Here is a 20420-nt window from a genome sequence, read left to right as displayed (position 1 = left end):
TCGCCGTAAAAACTATCATTCCTGGTTGTCGGCCGTTTTCGTGACAAAAGCGTTACTGGGAACACGTGTCACTCTGTTCTAGCGGGGTGAAATCAATCAGAATGATAGTACGGACTCCAACGCTGGAGTTTTCATCGCAAGTTACGGGATTGATGTAATGACAAATCGCTGCATCGTCGATGATGTAGCTATCAAGGGGATCATTAAGGGTAAAGCGAGTTATCTTATGAGCAGGGACTTCTTCAAGCTGGCAATTTGCATAAGAAGGCGGCGCGATATGCGTTGCACCGCCTTCGACATTGTAACGTTCAATCAAATGTACAGCGGTGAACGGCTGACCATCACGATGGAAACAGTTAGGCGTAATTTTTGCCGGTTTACCAGGTAGTGCTTGCATTCGGATCAAATGTACACCACACAGCAAACGGGAATAATGCTCTGCCATGCCGGTTAGACTCAGATCGTGACAAATGAGTTTATTAAGTAGTCCTTTATTCAGTATCTCATCAGGCATGCGCAGGAATTTACGTACCACGCCGCCAAATTCAGGTTGATATTCACTTCCCTGATGATAATCAATCTCTATACTACCATCAGGCTGCTGATGACCTGTTTTCCAATGAATGGTTTCTGTTTCACAGTTCCACACACCTTCGCAATAACTGCGGTGACGACCACCTTCGCCAAATCGATCTAACGGCAGTGACTTCGATAATTCACAGAGAGAGATAAGATCGATTTTTTCACTGTCAGAAAGGTCAAGATCGGCGGCATTGAAAGTGGCGAAACCTTGCTGGTGCAAGCTGTTGCGGATATGTGCGGTAGTAAGATGGTAACTATCTGGTGCGTTAATAAATATATTCAAGCCCATTGTAATATCTCTTTATTAGGGTGAACTAAAATGACATCGTATTGAATTAATTACGATATCTTAGAAAAAACCAGTTAATAATAATTAATTAAAAAATTATTTAGTTATATTTGATGATTTTTAAAACACCTATAAATAAGAATATCTCGATTTCGCATAGTAAGTACAACAACACTGCCATGCTTTTTGTCGATATACAAAATCAATCAATCAATTTCTGACAAATCAGATAGTAAAGAATATTGCTGGATAAATGAGAGAGCTAATTTTAAATAAATAGGTTATTAAACAAACCTACGATATTATAACAACCATTTTTGAGTGAATTAATGACCTCATCTCTCTGGGTGAAACAATAGCATCCTACAATACTTTGAAATTCACCTTTCCTTTATCACCCCCTAGCCAGCAACGCATAAGGATTAGCAAAGTCAATTTTTGTATCTAATTTTTTACTGATCATTTCATGACTTGAAAATTCTAAACCATTATCAAACATCATTGTTTTAATCCTTATGTTTTAATAGGTACAGGTTTTAATAGGTACAGGTTTTAATGGGTACAACGTTTTCACTGTAGTTGTCACTAATTCTGATGCTGGTTTTCTGTTTAGGTCATAGAACATTTTCCTTTGGCAAAATAGATGTTTACTATAGCAACTGACTGTCTTTCTGAAAGATTGCGCTTATTAGTCGAATCCGCCCAATAATAAAAATATTTTCACCAAAATTAAATAAAAAATAGATCGCAAAGTGTACAATGTCAACTCGGGTTTTTATTTTTAATTTGGCAAAAAAAATTTACATATAAAGAGATATTAGAATGTGATATTAAATTTAATTGATTTTAACTTTAGTATATCATTAATCTAGGAAATTAATTGACTATTCATATCCCATTCAGTTAGTAGGGAGTTATCAGTAATAAAATCCTACCATTTATATTACTTGAATATAAATGGATTGCTAATCTTGTAAATATCCATTAGTTTTTACCATCTTCAGAAGAAAACGTGGATTTAATTTTTTATGCTAATTTGAAATCCATAGGGTATATACCTACTGAAATAGATTCCTAATATTATATTTTATTGACACTTTTGATTAATTCTTGCATAAAGACAAAAAAAGGAATTATATAATAAAGCTTCAAGGAGCTATCATATAATTTAAATTTTCTCTTTCTGAAAATAGAGTGTAATAATATACCATATGCTATGCTAAACAAAGGCATATATAATGCATAAGATTGATATTCTAGTAAGTAACCATATGATAACCAACAAAAACTAGCTACTATAATAGTTATCGTTTTATATTCAGGAAAAAACTTCCATGCTATAATAGCATATAACACAATTATACTTGTAAATAAAAGCATAACATTCACTTTACTATACCCGCATGGCGCGTAGAACAACCGCTACCATGACTAGCTCCAACAACACTCTGAGCGACAATTGCTACAGCAGCTCTTATTTTTCCTTTTGTTCTTTCCATTTCTTCTATATTCATCGTATGGAAATTATCATATTTTAATTCTGAAATATTCAATTCTTTTAACCTCTCTACATTTTATAAGTTAAACCCAGCGATATAACTGAATTTTTATTATTACCAACTTCACCTATTACATTAATGTCAGAAACAAAGTCTGACATTAAATTTATCGTCGTGCCCATAATCAGAGATAATTAACCTGCATCAGAAGAGATATTTAAATCTGGCTCGTGCGCCGTAGCGTCGGTCATTATTACTGTTGGCGATTTTGTTGTTAGCATTTGCTTCCAGCATAGAGACGTAGGCGCCAAGATAGAGATTAAAGTTCTTCATATTCATGATACTAGGAATCTGATATGACATATGGATAGTATTTATATCGTATTTACCCGGTTCATTGAATGGGTGATTAATCTGTGCGGTTGTATCGTCAGTATTGAACGCTTTGATATTGTTGTGGGCATAGATATAACCCAGTTCGAAACGATGCCACATCACATTAATTCCGGTAGTGAAATTATGTTCATCTGAGGCATCCAGATAGGCGGTATTCAGGTTAGCGACAATGCCATCATCAGGATTGGTCTCCAGACCGTTCCAACTTAGTGTCATGCCGTAACCATTACGTCTGGATTGATCGACCCATTGCCCTTGGTTATTCTGATAGCCATAGGCGTTATTGACGACATTACTCTCCATTGCTATGGCTGCACTAAACTGGTCTTTTTTCCAGGCTGCTACCGGGCGTAAATAGGCGACATTTTTTTTATTTTCCAGTGTATTGCCGTGGTAGGCGCTATCTCGGAATAGAGAAGTGCCATCTTCGAGTAGAGTATTGAGTTCGAAATACCAGTTGCCGGCGTATTTGCTTAGCATTAGGTTACCACCGCTATTACTGCGGCCACGTCCTTCTTTCATCATATAGATATAGCCAAAACCATCGGCATACAAATCGTTGGCGGTATTACCAGAATACTGAATAAAAGTATCTTGGTTGAGTGGGAACATATCGTAAGCTTCAAAACGCCCGATTTTGGCCTGCCAGTTTTTCTCATTGCCGAAGAAGAAAGCGGCGTCGTCGAGATTCATTTTGCCGGTCATGTCTGCCAGCGGTTGCACTCTAAAACCAGCAAAGTTGTTGTTTTGATCACGGCGGTAACCGTCCAGTCCGATCAAAATGCGGCCATTGACATTCCAACGCTCTTTGTCGCCAGGTTTCCAGTCTTTATTATCGCTGGTTTTGAGTGAAGTAAGTTGACCGGTTCGGCTGGCGCCATCGAGATTGAATTCTACATCGCCGTATAATTTTAGATCGCCGAAATCATTCAGTTTCAAATTGCTGGTTGGTGAAGCGCTATTTTCCAGCGAAATGGGGTGCTGTGCGACTTGAGTGACCTGTTGTTTGGTTTCGATAGCATGCTGTTCCAATCGCTGTGCGCGTTGCTCGGCGGCTGTGGCTCGCGCTTCCGCTTGGGCGGCTCGTTGTTCTGCTTGTTGTAGCCGCTGCTCAAGTGCATCAAGGCGTGCTTCGATGCTATTAGCAGGTGAAGCAAGGGCAGAGGCGGAAAGCATTAATCCTGGTGTGACAATCAGATAGCGAAGATTTTTCATGATGCTCTACCCTTTTGGGATACTCGTTATTATACCGTAGGTAAATTATTAAGCTGGTTTTTGCTAAAAGATAATTGGGTTGATTGGCAGATCGCAACCAAGTTTACTAACCAGATCAAACTATTGTGATCGAATACGCAAATTTGGCATGAAAGGTAAGTAACTGTAGATGGATATCCACCACTGTGTGTTCAGGTTTGCATTGGCGAAAAAGCAGTTGATTTGTCGGCATTGGGTAGCGCAGTCATTACGTTTTTGGTCGTAGTGACTAATGCGTCACAGGCTTGGGCCTGAGTGATTACCATGTTTAATCTTTGTTTTTCATCAAGACCAAATAGCGAGATAAAGTAGAAGAACCGATTTAAAATTAAGAAAGAATATCTGAAGTGGAAATAATTGCATGAATTAATCATTTTAAAAGTGTGAAAATGATATTTAATTTTATCATTTTTTTAATTTACTATTTGAATGATTGATAATATATTCAAAGAGTTATGAAATATATTTTTATATGTTGATATCCCATTAATTGCATTATAATATCAGTGCTGTTTGTAATGATAAATTCATAATAATCATATAGTTAAATTTTTTGGTGCCCTTTTTGTGATCATTCCCGCATTACTACAGTTTTTTTTATGATAAAAAATAGGAGATAATAAGCTAAATTTTAATAAAATATCATGATTGATGCTGGATGATTTCGTCAATTCAGCTTTATCTATTGTTTGATATGAGGAGAACGTTATTGACATTCATCACAAAACATAATGAATTCTAATGTGAGCATAAAGTCTCAAGTTCGGTTGATATAATACGTGTTATTATTGAGGCCATGTCTTGGTTAAAGATAAAAATACCTAATGAAGAGCTTGTCGAAAAAATCTGATCGTTAAAATAATTTAGCAAAGTAATGAATTATTCCTATGTCTTATCATTGCAGGATTTAAAGACACAGGTAAAAACCTGTTTTTTAATTGTGTTGTAATTGTATTGTAATCATGGAAATGCCGATGCTTGTTGGCCCTACTCTTAACGAATGGCTATTGTTCATCGGTTGGAGTTTTTTAAATGGTGTCACATTATGTTCAGGACAATGCTAAAAATTTAGGGAATATCATGACGGCCGAAACCATTTCTGGTTATGGAGATAATTTTTCCCCCCATGTTAGGTGTATATACCCTATGGATTTCAAGATGCATCGCGACGGCAAGGGAGCGAATCCCCGGGAGCATAGCGAACTATGTGACCGGGGTGAGTGAGTGCAGCCAACAAAGAGGCAACTTGAAAGATGACGGGTATATACCCAATGGATTTCAAGATGCATCGCGACGGCAAGAGAGCGAATCCCCGGGAGCATAGCGAACTATGTGACCGGGGTGAGCGAGTGCAGCCAACAAAGAGGCAACTTGAAAGATGACGGGTATAAACGTAATTAAAAATTGTGACCGTATACCTCTATCTTTTGCAATTCGTGTAGGCAATAACCCTACGTTAACTTCTTTATTCGGGATCTATAGTCTCTCAAGTAATCATGAACGGGACTACCCCGTGTTCGCCTTTTTATCAGGCATTAAGCGCAATAACGACAACTACCACGTTAACTATTTGTGAGGAAAAAGAGAGTGATAGACGTACAGATCAATGAAGTACCTCTTAAGGAACACAGCCCTGCAATTAATGATTGTTTGGATGAACAAAAGTTACTTTATGACATGCTGCTGTCACGGGAATTTGATAATCGTAGTGCAATAGTCACACGACAAGGCCGAGCTTGGTTCCATGTGTCGGCTGCTGGACATGAAGGGCTGGCTGTGTTGCCTCAGCTTATGGAAAAAAATGATGTTCTGGTTCCTTACTATCGTGATCGGGCATTAGTGTTAGCGCGTGGTATGTCTATTGTTGAAATGACAAGGGAACTTATGGGCAAGGCCACTTCTCACTCAGCCGGCCGAACCATGTCGAACCATTTTTGCTCCAAAGAGCATAATATCTTCTCGGTAGTCAGCCTGACGGGGACCCAATGTATTCCCGCGGCTGGCGCTGCTTGGGCAAGCGTGTTGGACAATAGAAACGGGCTTGTCGTGTGTGGCGTCGGCGATGCGGCGACCCGGCAGGGAGAATTTTATGAAGCGGTCAGTTTTGCGGTTGAAAGGCGTTTGCCGGTAGTCTTTGTGGTTTCCGATAATAAACTGGGTATTAGTACATCAACGGAGAAAATGGCCCCGTATCGATTGGGAATATTTGACGAGTGTTTAATCCGCCGTGTTGATGCCCGCAAGCCGGAAACCGTATTTCCTGTTGCACAGGAGGTATTCAATAAGGCGCGATTTGAGCGGACTCCCTGCATATTGGTTTGTCGTATGGATCGGCTGGATTCTCATTCCAATTCAGATTCTCACAAACTGTACCGTACCCCGGATGATCTGGAGACACTACAGGACCCTATTGAAAATTATGTCGCCTATTTAAAGGAAAAGGGGGCGATTACTGACCAAGCTCTGGCTGAACAAAAAGAGAGCATTAAAGCGGATGTAGCGGAAATATTCGAGCGTGTTTATCACGAAGAAGAGCCTGATCCTGCAACTGTCAGTACCTATTTGTGTAATCGTGAAAGCGCTCCTGCCGTACATGTTGAGATGGAAGCCGAAGAGACGCAGGTCAAAGCGGTAAATCAGGTGTTGGACGAGGCATTGAGTCAGCATCCGAATGTGCTGCTATTTGGTGAGGATATTGAAGATCCTAAAGGGGGCGTTTTTGGTTTCACCCGTGGTTTATCCACTCGCTATCCTGATCGCGTTTTTAACGCTCCCCTTTCAGAAGCCACGATTATTGGCTCGTCTGTTGGGTTGTCCGCCTGTGGTTGGCGTCCGATTGTTGAACTGCAATTTATTGACTTTGTTGGATTAGGCCTCAATCAGTTACAGTCGCAACTTGGCACTTTAAGTTGGAGAACGGTAGGAAAATGGCGCTGTCCGGTGGTGATATATGCTCCTTATGGCGCTTATCTTCCTGGCGGCGGTATATGGCACAGCCAAAGCTCGGACGGTATCTTAGCGCATATTCCCGGTATTAATGTTCTTGTTCCAACGACGCCGGCTGATACCGTCGCATTGTTCCGCACCGCGTTAAGTCTGGATATGCCAAGTCTGATCCTGATCCCTAAACACCTTATGAGAGAGCGCCATGAGCGTCGGCTGGTGAGTCCGGTGTCGCTTGGACAGGCAAATATCGTCAGGGCAGGAAAGGATATTACACTGGTTGCCTGGGGAAATACGACTCAGCTTGCGACTATGGCTGCTGTTCAGGCGGAAAAGGACAATATTGACATTGAAGTGATTGAATTACGTAGTCTGGTACCTTGGGATAAACAACGGATTGCGGAATCTTTGCGCAAAACCGGACGGCTTATCGTTGTGCAAGAGGATACCCGGACGGCCAGTGTCGGCGCATCCATTATTGCTGATATTTTGGATGAGAATGACAATTTCTTCTCTTTATTGGCACCTCCGCGCCTGGTGACGCGTGAAGATATTCATATTCCTTTTAATCCTTGTTTAGAGAAAGCGGTTTTACCCGGCACGGATGACATTTTGGCTTCCGTCTATGCGGTAATGAGCTAAGGAGAACTTATGGCACAGTTGCTTATTCCCCCGATGGGAGAAGGAACCACTGAAGTCGTCATCATCCAGTTACTTAAGCAGGTGGGCGATCATGTCAAGCGTGATGAACCTGTTTATGAAATGGAGACGGATAAGGCTGCCTTTACCATTGAATCTGATGTTGAGGGGATCTTGGAAAAATGGTTGGCGGCGGAAAATGACATTATCCCTGTTGGATCGCCTATTGCCGTCATCAGAGCCGTTGGCGAGACGGCAGAATCTTCCCCTGTCAGTGAAGAGTTAACGCCTCCGCCGGAGAAAATGGAGAAAGTGGCGGAGGAAGTCGAAAAAATAGAGCAAGTGGAGACTGCCCCTAAAGTATCTGCTCCTCCTGCGCGTATTCCGCCGAAAACTCGTCAGTACGCACAAGAACACCAAATTGAGGCGGACATTCTTAATCAACTGGCGGAAAAATATGGCACATTATTGCCTGGTCATATAGATGATTACCTTCAACAGCACCGCGAAACCAAAACGTCAGAGAAGGACAATGCAGAAAAAGATAATGCAGAAAATGGCAATGTGGGCTTTCTGTCGAGAGATCAGCAGCGTCTTAATCGTGCAATACGGTTAAATAGTGCGACGGTACAGCCTTGTTGGGCAGCTAAACCATTACCGATTGAGCTGGTTGATAACGCCATTCATCATTTAACGGAAACCTCTGGGCAGCAGGAGTGGATAACGCCATTTCAGGTCATCACTTATGCGATTGCTCAGGCGTTGAAAAAATTCCCAATGCTGCGTTCAAGGCCGCTTGATCAAGAGCGTTATCACACTTATACGGATATCAATCTGGGTATTGCTTTTCTGGATGAAAAAGGCGATTTGAGTTCGTTGAAAGTACCGAGCACGCAGATAATGAGCTTTTTTGAGTTCAGGCAACATCTGAATGGGGTACTTGATCCAGATGCGGAAAAACTGCCTGTTGATATTGATGTTCCTATGATGATCTCCTATACCGGCAACGATGGCGCCACCTTCGCCGTGCCTGTTATTGTGCCGCCATCCCAGTCAACATTGTTCATTGGCGCGCCTCATAACAAAGAGATGAACCTCGTTCTGGCATTTAATCACTATTTGCTCAATGGGGTAGAGGCGTCTGAGTTTATTACCGAGATTATTGCTCAGGTTCGTGTTCTGTCTGGGCCACGATCTGTCGCGCATCAAATAGAAAGTAAATCAGGTAAATCGGTTTCTGGGCAATTACGCACGTTGCTGGCGGATTTCCTGAATTGGGACGAAGATTTTACTGAATCAATGATGCAGCGTACTTGGGCTGATTTGGGTATTGATTCGCTTAAGGCGGTAAAACTTGCAGAAAGAATGTCAATGCATTTTCGTCGAAAATTATCGCCAACGCTGTTCTGGCGTTATAGCTCGCCGCATCGATTGATTGAATATCTTGACACGGCCAAAACTGAACTGACTGAGAAGAAACATTCCTTAGATGACTTTATTAATGCGATGCGTAGTCTTGATGGCGAAGCAGCATTAAGGTTACAGCGCCTCATAGAAGGAGGAAAGCATGGATAATCTGCACCACATATATCATTCGCTTAGCCCGGATGAACAACGGATAGCTAAATCTGCCTTGTTGGAACATTTAAGTTCCATTACTCCCTCAGTAAGTAGTGCGGGTGATACCAAACAGATGCCTATTGCTATTGTGGGCATGGCTTTCCGACTTCCTGGGGCGGAAGATTCCCCAGAACAAATGTGGGAGATTTTAAGAACTGGACACAGTGTAATAAAAGAGATTCCAGAGCAGCGGTTTGCGTCTGGAAAACCTTACGCTATTCCGTTGCCTAAAAAAGCCTTAAAAGCGGGGCTGCTTGATAGTATCGATGGTTTTGACGCGCCGTTCTTTGGTATTTCTCCGCGAGTCGCGGCCATGATGGACCCGCAACAGAGAATGCTGTTGGAGCTGACTTGGCAAGCGATCGAAGATAGCGGCGCTAATCCGATTGGCTATTCAGGCTCAAAGACCGGTGTGTTTATTGGCTCGTGCAGTAATGATTATCGTGAACTTGTTGCGGCTGATATGGCGATGGCAAATGCTTATGCGACGACAGGGACACTGAATTGCCTCCTGGCTAACAGATTGTCATTTTATTACAACTTTATTGGCCCGAGTTTGCAGATTGATACCGCGTGTTCAAGTGGATTGACGGCACTGACTCAAGCGGTGAATTCATTACGTTCGGGGGAATGCCAACAGGCGATAGTTGGCAGCGTCAACCTATTGAGCAACACATTCAACATGGCTGCTTATTACCGGGCGGGAATGTTATCTAAGGATGGCTGTTGTCGGGTTTTTGACGCGGATGCTAATGGTTTTGTCCGTGGTGAAGGGGCTGTGTGTTTGTTCTTGAAAACGCAAAAACAGGCTTTAGAAGATCGGGACCCGATTTATGGATACGTTCGGGCATCGGCGGTCAATCATGGTGGGCGAGCTAATTCACTGACTTCACCTAACCCTGAGCAGCAAATTGCGTTGGTTAAAGATTGCTTGCAACAGGCTGGAATCTCTGCGGAGCAAATCAGTTACCTTGAAGCACATGGAACGGGAACCTCATTGGGTGATCCCATAGAATTTAATGCGCTTAATGAAGTCTTTAACTATGATCAATCAGGAGAGATGTCACAGCCTTGCTATATTGGTTCGGTAAAAGCCAACATAGGGCATTTAGAAGGGGCTGCGGGGTTAGCTGGCATCGTTAAAGTTTTATTAATGCTGCAACATAAATCCATTGTACCTAGCGCCGCGTTTCAGCGTTTGAATCCTGAAATTGATAGCGTGGATTCACGTTTACAATTGGCTACAGAGGAAAATTCCTGGCGGGTTGGGGCAGGGCAAAAGCGTTTCGCTGGACTGAGCTCTTTTGGATTGGGCGGCAGCAATTCCCATGTCATTCTGGAAGAGGCTCCAACTCAAGTGCGGCAACAGATTAAAGCCAATTTGGAGGGATATTATTACCCCATCTCGGCTAATAGCCAGGCATCGTTACAAAAAATGGCGGCTATGCTAGGGGATTTTATTGAGAACGATGAAAACATTGAACTGCCTGCGGTTAGCTGGACATTACAGTTTGGCCGTGCAGTGCTACCCCATCGGGCATTATTTGTTGCGACATCGCGGCAGGATCTACTAAGGCAGCTACGGGATTTTGCTTCGTCTGCTTCAACCAAAGAAGACCAATGGCTTCATATGGCAGAGGATGACTCTCGATTCTTATGGCTACAAGGTCAGGATGTAGATTGGCGTACCTGCTGGCCTTCCGGGCAGAAACCGCTGCGTATTCGATTGCCTAAATATGCTTTTGAACATCGGCGCTATTGGTTGCCTCACAATGAATCTGTGGTTGCAAAACAGTAGGTAGTGAAGCGAGACAGGAAAACCAGAGAGCATAGTGGAAACCCCACAATCTCGGAAGAGATTGTGGGGTTTCTTTTAGGCACGATTTATGCTGTTCACCTTCTGTGATCGAGATGAAATATCAGGCTTGAGCAGTGAATAAAGGAATATTTTGCATCGCGACGGTAAGGGAGCGAATCCCCGGGAGCATAGATAACGATGTGACCGGGGTGAGTGAATGCAGCCAACAAATAGGCAACTTGAAAGATAACGGGTATATCGCTGAAATAGTTATTTGTAGTGAGAGTTAAGGTCAATTTAATTAATATTATTATTGTCCTGACTTAATAATATAATTAACCTGACTTTTAGCTGATATTATTTTAAACGGAGATTATCTTCTACAAAGAAATTTAAAATAAGAGTTTTACAGTGATTGCTATCACAGAGTGAGCTTTTGTAAAATACTACTATGGAATTACATATTTCCATTTGATATATTATTAATAACCAGTTAATTTCTTTGTTGATATGAATTTATGATGATTGAAACTTTACTGGGAAATATTATTTTATTTGATAGAGGGATAGTATTATTTCAATTAACAGAGAGTGATGATAGTTACCTTGAAATAAAATTTTATTTGTAGAGATAAAAGGAAGGTAATATGGAACTTATTAAAAATAGATTCTGTCGCTGGAATGGCGAACATCTCGTTGTAGATACAATGGTTAGAAACCATAAAATGGTTAACAGTATGGGAACGGGCGAGGGATTAGTTTCGTTTGATGGCTTTGGTGCTGATCTAATTCGTTTCAGCAAAAATGAGGGGATGCAGAATCATACTCACTTAGGGCATCATATCTTATTTGTACTCGCAGGAACGGGTTATGTTATTTATGCTGGTGAAAAGCATGAAATAGAGCCTGGAGTTTGTTATTTTGTGAATGGAGAAATAGATCACGCGATTAAGGCAACTAGCGATTTAGTCATGCTTGTTGTCGGTAATAATCATTGTGCGGTTGATTCGCAAGATAGAACGACGCTGGTGCCATATAGAGAGGGAACTCCAGAGGAATTAAAAGTTTAACTTGGGATATACCCTATGGATTTCAAGATGCATCGCGACGGCAAGGGAGCGAATCCCCGGGAGCATAGCTAACTATGTGACCGGGGTGAGTGAGTGCAGCCAACAAAGAGGCAACTTGAAAGATGACGGGTATAAATTAAATATGCGCTAGTGCTTGATGGGTTGTGAGAATGCCATGATATTCATGAAGATAATCATAAATCAGGAAAAGTAATTGGAGTGATAAAAGGATGATATAATATTTTTTCAATTAATATAATATGGGCATTTCATGAAGGGGATCAGGTACTAGCCTATGAAACATTAGATTTACTGGAAATAAAATGGAGAAATATATTAGAGATAATATTCTATTGTAATGATAAAATAGGAAAAGATTATTGAAATTATTTTAATATAATATTTAAATTGGGAAATAATTTCAATGGATGGTGGGGAGCCTGTACATTATTCCGTGACTTTGTTCTCTTTGAGACAATAAGCTATTTGTCCCTCTAACACATTTAACATTAATCCTTGCACACTACCGTGTCGTGAATGTTCTATCTGAGAAATATTGGATATTCGTATTTGGGGATTGATGAACCAACTAAAGGATTCCCTTTCTCGATATTTATATCTCGTATTTAATGGTTGAGTAGTGTCAATTTTAGCGCTACTGTGAATAGTATTATTGGTGAATCATTGTTTTTCAGGTCATTATAAATGCCAACTATCAGTGAATTTTTTGGCATCCTGATTTGGATGTACGACGACGACCGTAATCCGCCTCATTTCCATGCTTACTTGAATTGCTAGAGTGATTACCATGCGCAGAGTAACGAAAGTGGAAATAAAGCCAGAATACACCTTGGCGGTGACGTTCGATGATGGAGCCTATGGAGAGGTGTGCATCGCGGATCGGTTGTTCGGACCCATGTTCGAGCCACTGAAAGAGCAGAAATTCTTTGCCCAAGCGCGTGTTGATGAGTGTGGCGCGGTGTGCTGGCCGAATGATGCTGATCTGGCGCCCGACGCACTCTACAAAAAGCTCAAATCCCACTTAAGGGGTAATATATGATTGAACTGTTTGCATTGCTTGCGTTTGGATATTGGTAAAAGCGAGTGTTTTAGTCATTTTCTAGAAGGTATTGATGGACTGACTAAAATACAATTTGTGGATGAAAAATGGCGAGCATGGTTTGAGGGTGCTCTTTTTTCTGCCTAAAATTCAATTATTTATTCCATTTTTGATTGAATCAATTCAAATTCATTTTCAGTTTAATTTTTTAAACTACTGATTAATAAACTGGTTCTTAAGAAAAATCTTCTCTTTATGTTGGCTACCAACACACTTCTGAGGTGGGTAAGAATGTCATGTATTCTACACGGTCAAGCAAATCATAGGAGATCTGCATACTTGTCGGAATACGGAAATCAAGTAATGTATATAAGTCCTTACGACCAAACTGGTGCTTCATAATCATCTCAGGCGGATGCGACTTTTCAGGCTTTCCAAATTGCTCATGAATCCATTGACGAGACATCATCGAAATTAGGGGCGATGGTAACTTATTGGGAAATTGATATGATGGCTTATCTCGGTCAATTAAGGTAATTGTCACAACAAATAAAACCTTATTCTCTCTTTTAAATGCCAAATACACCCCTTCTTTAATCATATCTAATGATATGTAATCGCAGCCTAGGTTTCCTTTTGGCTTGGTTTTATAAGGAATTAATCCTTCATCAAAAATTTCTTGATAAGTTTTACCTAAACTATTAATTAATGCTTCAATGTTAATCGCCATTATTTATATAACCTCTTTTCTCAATTAAGCCAATTCATTTTCAATATAGCCTTTTAAACTGCTGATTAATGAATTGGCTCTCAAGAGAGAAACTCCTTTATTGACTACCAACGTACTTCTGAGGGGGGTAAAAATGCCACTTCTTTGACATGCTCAGATAGATCGTAATCAACTTGCATATTCACTGGAACTCGAAAACCTAGGAGAGTATATAACTCTGTCCAACCAATATCTTTCTTTAATCTTTTCCTTGGAGAAAGTGATTTTTCAGGTTTACCAAATTGTTCATGAACCCATTGCCGGGTCATCAGTGGCACTAAAGGAGATGGCAATTCATTAGTAAACTGGTATAAAGAATTTCTCTCGTCAAGCAAAGTTAATGTAATTTCTTTTAATCGCTTTCCTTCCCGATAAAAAGACAGAAAAACGCCTTCTTTAACCATATCCAAGCACACTATACTATCACCCGCAAAACCACTTGGTTTCGTTTTATAAGGAATTAATCCTTCATCAAAAATTTCTTGATAAGTTTTACCTAAACTATTTATTAATGCTTCTATATTGACTGTCATTTGTATAACCCTTTTTGCCTCCTGCTAGCTACCACCCTAGTTGATTCCGGTGGATAGTAGTTTAACACCTGAACCGACTTTAAATACCAGAATATTGTTATTCCTCTATACCTTCATTCGATATTATTCTTGAAGTCAGATTTTGTTTTTTAATTCTATCTTACATACTCTTTCATTTTTACAGAGTTTATTATAGTTATGACTAAACTCTGCTGGTTGCAGAGTTTAGTCCTTATAAGCCACTATTTTTTATTGATAATGTTATGCGAATAATTCATTTGATAGTAATTTCATCTAAATATTAATCACTTACAATAAAAGCAATGAAATACTACAAAGAATATTTAACTCTAAAATCAATCTTTCTTTGAAAGATAGAGTTTCTTCGCATCTTCTAAACTCATAGAATTAGCTCCTCCTGAAAAATATGGGTCTGCTGATTGAACAGGATCATCCTCCCAATTACATATCGGACATATTTCATATTCCCCTAAACGCTCAATTGTCCGTTTACCGCAACACGGACAAGTATTATATTCCATCATTGTCTGTTCCAATATTCTATTCCTCTTTCCGGTTTAAACATTGTCCTGGGAATACCATCTTTGCTCTTTGACGCAAATGTGTTTGAAAGTGGATGATAAAAAATTTCATCACCGTTTGCTCTCTTTTTCCTTAAGGTTCCACTAGGAGGATTATTAACAAAGTCATGAGTAGCATCAACATATTCTTTAGAGTTTTTAAGCTCAGGAAATTCATGCTTATGTTTTTCCCAATGATTATATGCATTTGATACAGGTAGTAATTTCTTTGTTTCAGTCCAAATCTGAGTGTCTTTATTTTTACTCAAATACACATACACCGGCGGCATATTAGGGATGGGGAGGATCAAAATATAATCGCGAAAATCCTTCTCTTCCGGCATTGGCAACGATTCAATATCGCTGCCTACCTTATCCGGGATCGGCAATACGGTTATCTGCGATGGAATAAACGGCTGTTCCTCATTCCCGGTATGGGGTGGAACTTTGAATTTCTGTTCGTTCGGCGTCCATAAGATCGTCGGCCGGTATTTTTCTCCCGGTTCCCAGAACTCGTAATTACCAGTGGCCGGATTCAGTCGCATCATATGAACCGGTACTTTATCCAGACCACTTTCCGGGCTGACGTGATAGCCCTGAACCGTCATCCTGCCGCTTTTTTCATCTCTGATCCAGCGAAAACGAACGCGGGTCGGCGCTTTACCGAATCGTTCCGCTATTTCACTAAGATGATATCGGTTTAAGTAATCCTCTTCGCCCTCATTCAATCCCGGTGAATAAAACAGCCCCATTAATCCGACTGTCAACGGGTTCGGCGCCGCCAGCCAACGCCCGGCACTGGTAACGCCACCACCAATGTAACGCATCACCAGCGCTTCGCCATCCGCTACCGCGCTGCGAGTCGTTGCAGCTACCGCAGTCGCCGCGACTTCGGCCTTATCTTTGCTGCCGCTAAACCACCGTTTATACCACGGTAATTTTTTATCCTGTGGCTTATCCGGTTCTGGCGGGTGTTTCTTGCCTTGCGGAGGCTGTTCAGGCTTTGATTCCGTGACGGGTGTGGGCGATGATGGAACCTGATATATCCCCATCCCACCGAAATTATTTGCCGGTTCAGTTTCCGTACCGGCATCGGTACAGCCTTTGCCCCGCTGACGAGATTTGGCAAATACCGGGATCGGTGGAGGCGGTGCCTGTGTCACCGGTGGAGTGTTGGGCTGAACCGTTGTTGCTTCCTTCATTGGTGATGACGCCATATAAGCAGGCGCTACCGCTTGATGTCGAGGCTGTTCCTGCTTCTCGTAGCTGTCCATAACCGAATTGATAAACCGGGCCCGACAAGGGCAGGTGCTGACACTATCCAGTGTACCGGCTAATCGTTGTCCCATATCAAACATATCTGATATGCCGCCGACAATCATATAAGTGCCGGGATGTTTGCCGCAGGTGACCTTATCCCCTTCACGCGCGGTTGCTCGCCCATTGAATGTCATGGTGTGATCACCCGTAATAATCTGTCCGCCACAGGTGGTTTTGTCACCAACGAGCAGGTAATACCCTATTGCCATCCGCTTCACTTCCCTTTTGACTAACCACATTAATCGTTTGTTTAACTAAAATAATTACCATATCGTTACCACTTAAAAGGTAATAATTGATCGGTAATGCAAAAGATTTGAGTTAAAGAAATATAGAAAAGTTCCGCAATTGGTGAAAATAAGATCAAATTTTTTATCTTTAACTTTGATATCAGATGGATAAAGGTTTGATTAGGGCGCTATTGGTTTTGGAAAATACAACGTCGTTGGTTCTTACATTAATCGCATTTGCCGCCAGTCATGTGGTTATCTGAGGCTGTTCATACTATTGAACTTGATCCCGCAAATACCCGGTCAAATTTCCCATTGTTCCAGCCATCGGATTTTTTCTCTTTTGTCATGCTAACAGCCATTTGATTCCATATTTTCTGACCGACAATGTTTTAAACGCTGACAAGGAAAGCCGTGGCTGAAGATAGCGATCTTGAGAAAACAGAAGAACCCACGCCCCATAAGCGGGAAAAAGCCCGCAAAGAGGGGCAGATAGCTCGCTCCAGAGAGCTGAGTTCTATATTGATGTTGACCAGTGGTTTAAGTTTGCTCTGGATGAGTGGTCAGTCAATGACGCATGAATTGTCGTTGATGGTGTTTGAAGGGTTTAGCTTTGATCACAATGTAGTCAGCAATGATAGACAGATGGTTCAACAGATTGGCAGATTGCTCCAGCAAGCTGTTTTGGCTTTGTTGCCGGTTTTTGCCGGATTAGTGTTAGTGGCATTAAGTGCTCCGGCGCTATTGGGTGGATTAGTGTTCAGTACCAAATCAATCAAATTTGATCCGAAAAAATTGAATCCCATTTCTGGCCTGAAACGTATTTTCTCAATGAATGCGTTGGCGGAATTATTCAAAGCGCTACTTAAAGCAGGATTTGTCGGTATTGGCGCCGCTTTGTTCCTTTGGATGAACTGGCCTGCCATGTTGCGGCTCATAGCTCAACCGCCATTGTTGGCGCTGGATGATGCTATGCAAATGCTGATATTCGCCGGTTATGTGGTGGTTTTCATGTTGATACCGATGGTGGCTTTCGATGTTGTTTATCAGATATACAGCCATTTGAAAAAACTGAGGATGACCCGGCAGGAAATAAAGGATGAATTTAAAGAACAAGAGGGGGACCCACATGTTAAAGCGCGTATCCGTCAGCAACAACGGGCGGCTGCCCGTCAGCGTATGATGGCGGATGTACCGAAAGCGGATGTGATTGTCACCAACCCGACTCACTATGCTGTTGCGCTGAAATATGATGAAAAAGCGATGGGTGCGCCGAAAGTATTGGCGAAAGGGGCGGGGATTATTGCATTACGGATTAAAGAAATAGGGACAGAAAATCGCATTCCATTACTTGAGGCGCCGCCGCTTGCCAGGGCGCTTTATCGCCATAGTGAAGTTGGCGGGCAAATCCCCGCGACACTTTATGCAGCCGTCGCGGAAGTTCTGGCTTGGGTCTACCAATTGAAACGTTGGAAACGGGAAGGCGGCTTGAAGCCGAAGAAACCTGAAAATCTGCCAGTGCCGCCAGCACTGGATTTTGCTGGAGAAAATAATCGTCATGGCTAATCTGGCCTCTATACTTCGTTTACCGGGCAATATGAAAGGCTCGCAATGGCAAATGCTGGCCGGGCCGGTATTGATCCTCTTGATTTTGTCGATGATGGTATTGCCATTGCCGCCATTCATGCTTGATTTGCTGTTTACATTTAACATAGCGCTATCCATCATGGTGTTGCTGGTGGCGATGTTTACCCGACGTACACTGGATTTTGCCGCATTTCCGACCATTTTACTGTTCTCCACGTTATTACGTTTATCTCTTAACGTAGCTTCGACCCGTATCATTTTATTAGAAGGGCATACCGGTTCTGCGGCGGCGGGGCACGTTGTAGAGGCGTTTGGTCACTTTCTGGTGGGTGGTAATTTTGCTATCGGTATTGTGGTATTTATCATCTTGGTATTGATTAACTTTATGGTGATTACCAAAGGTGCAGGGCGGATTGCCGAAGTGGGCGCCCGTTTTGTGCTGGACGGCATGCCAGGTAAACAGATGGCGATTGATGCCGATTTAAATGCCGGATTAATTGGTGAAGAAGAAGCGAAGAAACGCCGTGCTGAAGTAACACAAGAATCGGATTTTTACGGTTCGATGGATGGCGCCAGTAAGTTTGTGCGCGGCGACGCGATTGCGGGATTGATGATCTTGGTTATCAACGTCGTTGGCGGCTTAATTGTTGGTGTGGCCCAACATGGTATGAGTCTGGGGGATGCGGGGGAAGCGTATACCCTGTTAACCATTGGTGATGGTTTGGTTGCACAGTTACCTGCTCTTATCATTTCCACTGCGGCTGGTGTGATTGTTACCCGCGTAGCAACGGATCAGGATGTGGGTCAGCAGATGGTGACTCAACTGTTCAATAATCCCAGAGTGATGATGTTGAGTGCGGGGGTTCTCGGATTGTTGGGTATGGTGCCGGGCATGCCCAATTTTGTTTTCCTGCTATTTACCGCGGCATTAGCTGGTCTGGGTTGGTATCTCTATCGTCGTACTGATGCTCCAGCGATAAATACAGAAAAACCAGAAATAGAAGAGCAACAACAGGCATCGGAGGCTTCATGGTCTGACGTTCAGCTTGAAGATCCCTTGGGGATGGAAGTGGGTTATCGCTTGATCCCGATGGTTGATTTTCGCCAGAATGGTGAGTTATTGGGGCGAATCAGCGGCATTCGGAAGAAATTTGCTCAAGAGATGGGATACTTACCGCCGGTTGTTCATATCCGAGACAACCTTGAACTGGCCCCGGCGGGCTACCGTATTCTGATGAAAGGGGTAGAAATTGGTCGCGGTGAAGCGCATCCGGGGCGCTGGTTGGCGATTAATCCCGGCGGCGCCGTGGGGGAATTGCAAGGTGATATCACGAAAGATCCCGCTTTTGGCCTGTCTGCGGTTTGGATTGATGATAGCCTCAGAGAGCAAGCTCAGGTTCAGGGCTACACGGTGGTTGCCGCCAGTACGGTTGTTGCGACCCATATGAATCACCTGTTGACGCAATATGCCAATGAACTGTTTGGCCGTCAGGAAGCTCAACAACTGTTTGAGCGGGTCAGTCAGGAGATGCCTAAACTGACGGAAGACTTTATTCCTGATGTTGTTAATCTGACAACCTTGCATAAAGTGCTACAAAATCTATTGTCTGAACAAGTCCCTATCCGGGATATGCGGACAATTATTGAAACCTTGGCTGAACATGCGCCTGGGCAAACTGATCCCTATGAGTTGACCTCTTTGGTCAGAATCGCGCTTGGCCGGGCAATTGCTCAACAGTGGTTCCCGGGAGCGCAGGAAATTCAGGTCATCGGATTGGATGCTGGCCTTGAACGTTTGTTAATTCAGGCGTTACAAAATGGCGGTGGTTTGGAACCCGGATTGGCGGATAACTTGCAACGGCAGGCGACGGAAGCGCTACAACGTCAGGAAATGTTGGGAGCGCCCCCAGTATTGCTGGTTAATCATGCATTACGCCCGCTATTATCGCGTTTCTTGCGTAGAGCTTTGCCTCAATTAGTGGTTTTATCTAATCTTGAAATCAGCGATAACCGTCAAATTCGGATGACCGCGACCATTGGTGGTAACGGGTAGCGGTATCAATAGCATATTTTTATAAGTATCACCGAAGTGATTTTTATTCACTTCGGTTTTTTCATTATTAAATAATCATCAATGGACTCAGAGGTTGGTAAAGGTAATCTGATATCAAAAGATGAATAAATTATTTTTAAGTTAATTTAGATTCTTAAAAAATAAATTTTATATTTAATATTTGTGCGCTCATATAA

General features: G+C 42.2%; 15 protein-coding genes. 8 read left to right on the top strand and 7 right to left on the bottom strand.

Annotated elements, in window-relative coordinates; all coding sequences use genetic code 11:
* Positions 1–52 precede the first annotated feature (52 nt).
* The 3 genes from TI10_RS04660 to TI10_RS04650 all read right to left on the bottom strand — a co-directional run bounded on the left by TI10_RS04660 (position 53) and on the right by TI10_RS04650 (position 3981).
* On the bottom strand, positions 53–871 hold the full coding sequence (locus TI10_RS04660; RefSeq protein WP_049582056.1) for a 2OG-Fe dioxygenase family protein: 819 nt from the start codon (positions 869–871) through the stop codon (positions 53–55).
* Positions 872–2256: 1385 nt separating this feature from the next.
* On the bottom strand, positions 2257–2424 hold the full coding sequence (locus TI10_RS24830; protein WP_155416461.1) for a hypothetical protein: 168 nt from the start codon (positions 2422–2424) through the stop codon (positions 2257–2259).
* Positions 2425–2574: 150 nt separating this feature from the next.
* Positions 2575–3981, bottom strand: coding sequence for a carbohydrate porin (locus tag TI10_RS04650; RefSeq protein ID WP_049582054.1), 1407 nt, complete (start codon positions 3979–3981; stop codon positions 2575–2577).
* A gap of 1626 nt (positions 3982–5607) precedes the next feature.
* Here TI10_RS04650 and TI10_RS04640 point away from each other — a divergent pair.
* The 6 genes from TI10_RS04640 to TI10_RS24825 all read left to right on the top strand — a co-directional run bounded on the left by TI10_RS04640 (position 5608) and on the right by TI10_RS24825 (position 13297).
* Positions 5608–7605: a dehydrogenase E1 component subunit alpha/beta gene (locus tag TI10_RS04640; protein ID WP_244161505.1), complete on the top strand. Its 1998-nt coding sequence runs from the start codon at positions 5608–5610 to the stop codon at positions 7603–7605.
* 9 nt (positions 7606–7614) lie between these two features.
* Positions 7615–9177 carry a biotin/lipoyl-containing protein gene (locus TI10_RS04635; protein ID WP_049582050.1) on the top strand — a complete coding sequence of 521 codons (1563 nt, stop codon included), beginning with the start codon at positions 7615–7617 and terminating at the stop codon, positions 9175–9177.
* Positions 9170–11020, top strand: coding sequence for a type I polyketide synthase (locus TI10_RS04630; protein WP_049582049.1), 1851 nt, complete (start codon positions 9170–9172; stop codon positions 11018–11020). The genes TI10_RS04635 and TI10_RS04630 overlap by 8 nt, the downstream gene beginning before the upstream one ends.
* Positions 11021–11667: 647 nt before the next feature.
* Positions 11668–12090 carry a cupin domain-containing protein gene (locus TI10_RS04625; protein WP_049582048.1) on the top strand — a complete coding sequence of 141 codons (423 nt, stop codon included), beginning with the start codon at positions 11668–11670 and terminating at the stop codon, positions 12088–12090.
* Between the two features lie 808 nt (positions 12091–12898).
* Positions 12899–13150: a DUF2442 domain-containing protein gene (locus tag TI10_RS04620; protein WP_049582047.1), complete on the top strand. Its 252-nt coding sequence runs from the start codon at positions 12899–12901 to the stop codon at positions 13148–13150.
* On the top strand, positions 13151–13297 hold the full coding sequence (locus TI10_RS24825) for a hypothetical protein (RefSeq protein WP_155416460.1): 147 nt from the start codon (positions 13151–13153) through the stop codon (positions 13295–13297).
* Positions 13298–13412: 115 nt separating this feature from the next.
* On the opposite strand, the gene TI10_RS04615 is transcribed toward TI10_RS24825, so the two are convergent.
* From TI10_RS04615 to TI10_RS04600, 4 genes are all read right to left on the bottom strand, one after another.
* Positions 13413–13880 (bottom strand): DUF6392 family protein, encoded by a 468-nt coding sequence (locus TI10_RS04615; RefSeq protein WP_049582046.1) that lies wholly within the window; start codon positions 13878–13880, stop codon positions 13413–13415.
* A 104-nt stretch (positions 13881–13984) separates the two neighbouring features.
* A complete protein-coding gene (locus TI10_RS04610) occupies positions 13985–14452 on the bottom strand; it encodes a DUF6392 family protein (RefSeq protein ID WP_049582044.1) in 468 nt (155 codons plus the stop codon).
* 356 nt (positions 14453–14808) lie between these two features.
* Positions 14809–14997: a CPCC family cysteine-rich protein gene (locus TI10_RS04605; protein WP_049582043.1), complete on the bottom strand. Its 189-nt coding sequence runs from the start codon at positions 14995–14997 to the stop codon at positions 14809–14811.
* Positions 14994–16562 carry an S-type pyocin domain-containing protein gene (locus TI10_RS04600; RefSeq protein ID WP_049582042.1) on the bottom strand — a complete coding sequence of 523 codons (1569 nt, stop codon included), beginning with the start codon at positions 16560–16562 and terminating at the stop codon, positions 14994–14996. Before TI10_RS04600 ends, TI10_RS04605 begins: the two co-directional genes overlap by 4 nt.
* 435 nt (positions 16563–16997) lie before the next feature.
* Here TI10_RS04600 and flhB point away from each other — a divergent pair, with 435 nt between their 5' ends.
* Both flhB and flhA read left to right on the top strand, forming a co-directional pair.
* On the top strand, positions 16998–18149 hold the full coding sequence (gene flhB / locus TI10_RS04595) for a flagellar biosynthesis protein FlhB (RefSeq protein ID WP_049582041.1): 1152 nt from the start codon (positions 16998–17000) through the stop codon (positions 18147–18149).
* Positions 18142–20223: a flagellar biosynthesis protein FlhA gene (gene flhA, locus TI10_RS04590; RefSeq protein WP_049582039.1), complete on the top strand. Its 2082-nt coding sequence runs from the start codon at positions 18142–18144 to the stop codon at positions 20221–20223. Before flhB ends, flhA begins: the two co-directional genes overlap by 8 nt.
* Positions 20224–20420 lie beyond the last annotated feature (197 nt).

Origin of the sequence: Photorhabdus luminescens subsp. luminescens, assembly GCF_001083805.1 — a bacterium.
Taxonomy (GTDB): Bacteria; Pseudomonadota; Gammaproteobacteria; order Enterobacterales; family Enterobacteriaceae; genus Photorhabdus; species Photorhabdus luminescens.
This window is presented reverse-complemented; position numbering and strand designations above follow the sequence as displayed.

Excerpts from the sequence above, each read along its gene's own strand:
- TI10_RS04660 (WP_049582056.1), bottom strand. The coding sequence starts at position 871 with ATGGGCTTGAATATATTTATTAACGCACCAGATAGTTACCATCTTACT.
- TI10_RS04650 (WP_049582054.1), bottom strand. The coding sequence starts at position 3,981 with ATGAAAAATCTTCGCTATCTGATTGTCACACCAGGATTAATGCTTTCC.
- TI10_RS04635 (WP_049582050.1), top strand. The coding sequence starts at position 7,615 with ATGGCACAGTTGCTTATTCCCCCGATGGGAGAAGGAACCACTGAAGTC.
- TI10_RS04630 (WP_049582049.1), top strand. The coding sequence starts at position 9,170 with ATGGATAATCTGCACCACATATATCATTCGCTTAGCCCGGATGAACAA.
- TI10_RS04625 (WP_049582048.1), top strand. The coding sequence starts at position 11,668 with ATGGAACTTATTAAAAATAGATTCTGTCGCTGGAATGGCGAACATCTC.
- TI10_RS04620 (WP_049582047.1), top strand. The coding sequence starts at position 12,899 with ATGCGCAGAGTAACGAAAGTGGAAATAAAGCCAGAATACACCTTGGCG.
- TI10_RS04615 (WP_049582046.1), bottom strand. The coding sequence starts at position 13,880 with ATGGCGATTAACATTGAAGCATTAATTAATAGTTTAGGTAAAACTTAT.
- TI10_RS04610 (WP_049582044.1), bottom strand. The coding sequence starts at position 14,452 with ATGACAGTCAATATAGAAGCATTAATAAATAGTTTAGGTAAAACTTAT.
- TI10_RS04605 (WP_049582043.1), bottom strand. The coding sequence starts at position 14,997 with ATGATGGAATATAATACTTGTCCGTGTTGCGGTAAACGGACAATTGAG.
- TI10_RS04600 (WP_049582042.1), bottom strand. The coding sequence starts at position 16,562 with ATGGCAATAGGGTATTACCTGCTCGTTGGTGACAAAACCACCTGTGGC.
- flhA (WP_049582039.1), top strand. The coding sequence starts at position 18,142 with ATGGCTAATCTGGCCTCTATACTTCGTTTACCGGGCAATATGAAAGGC.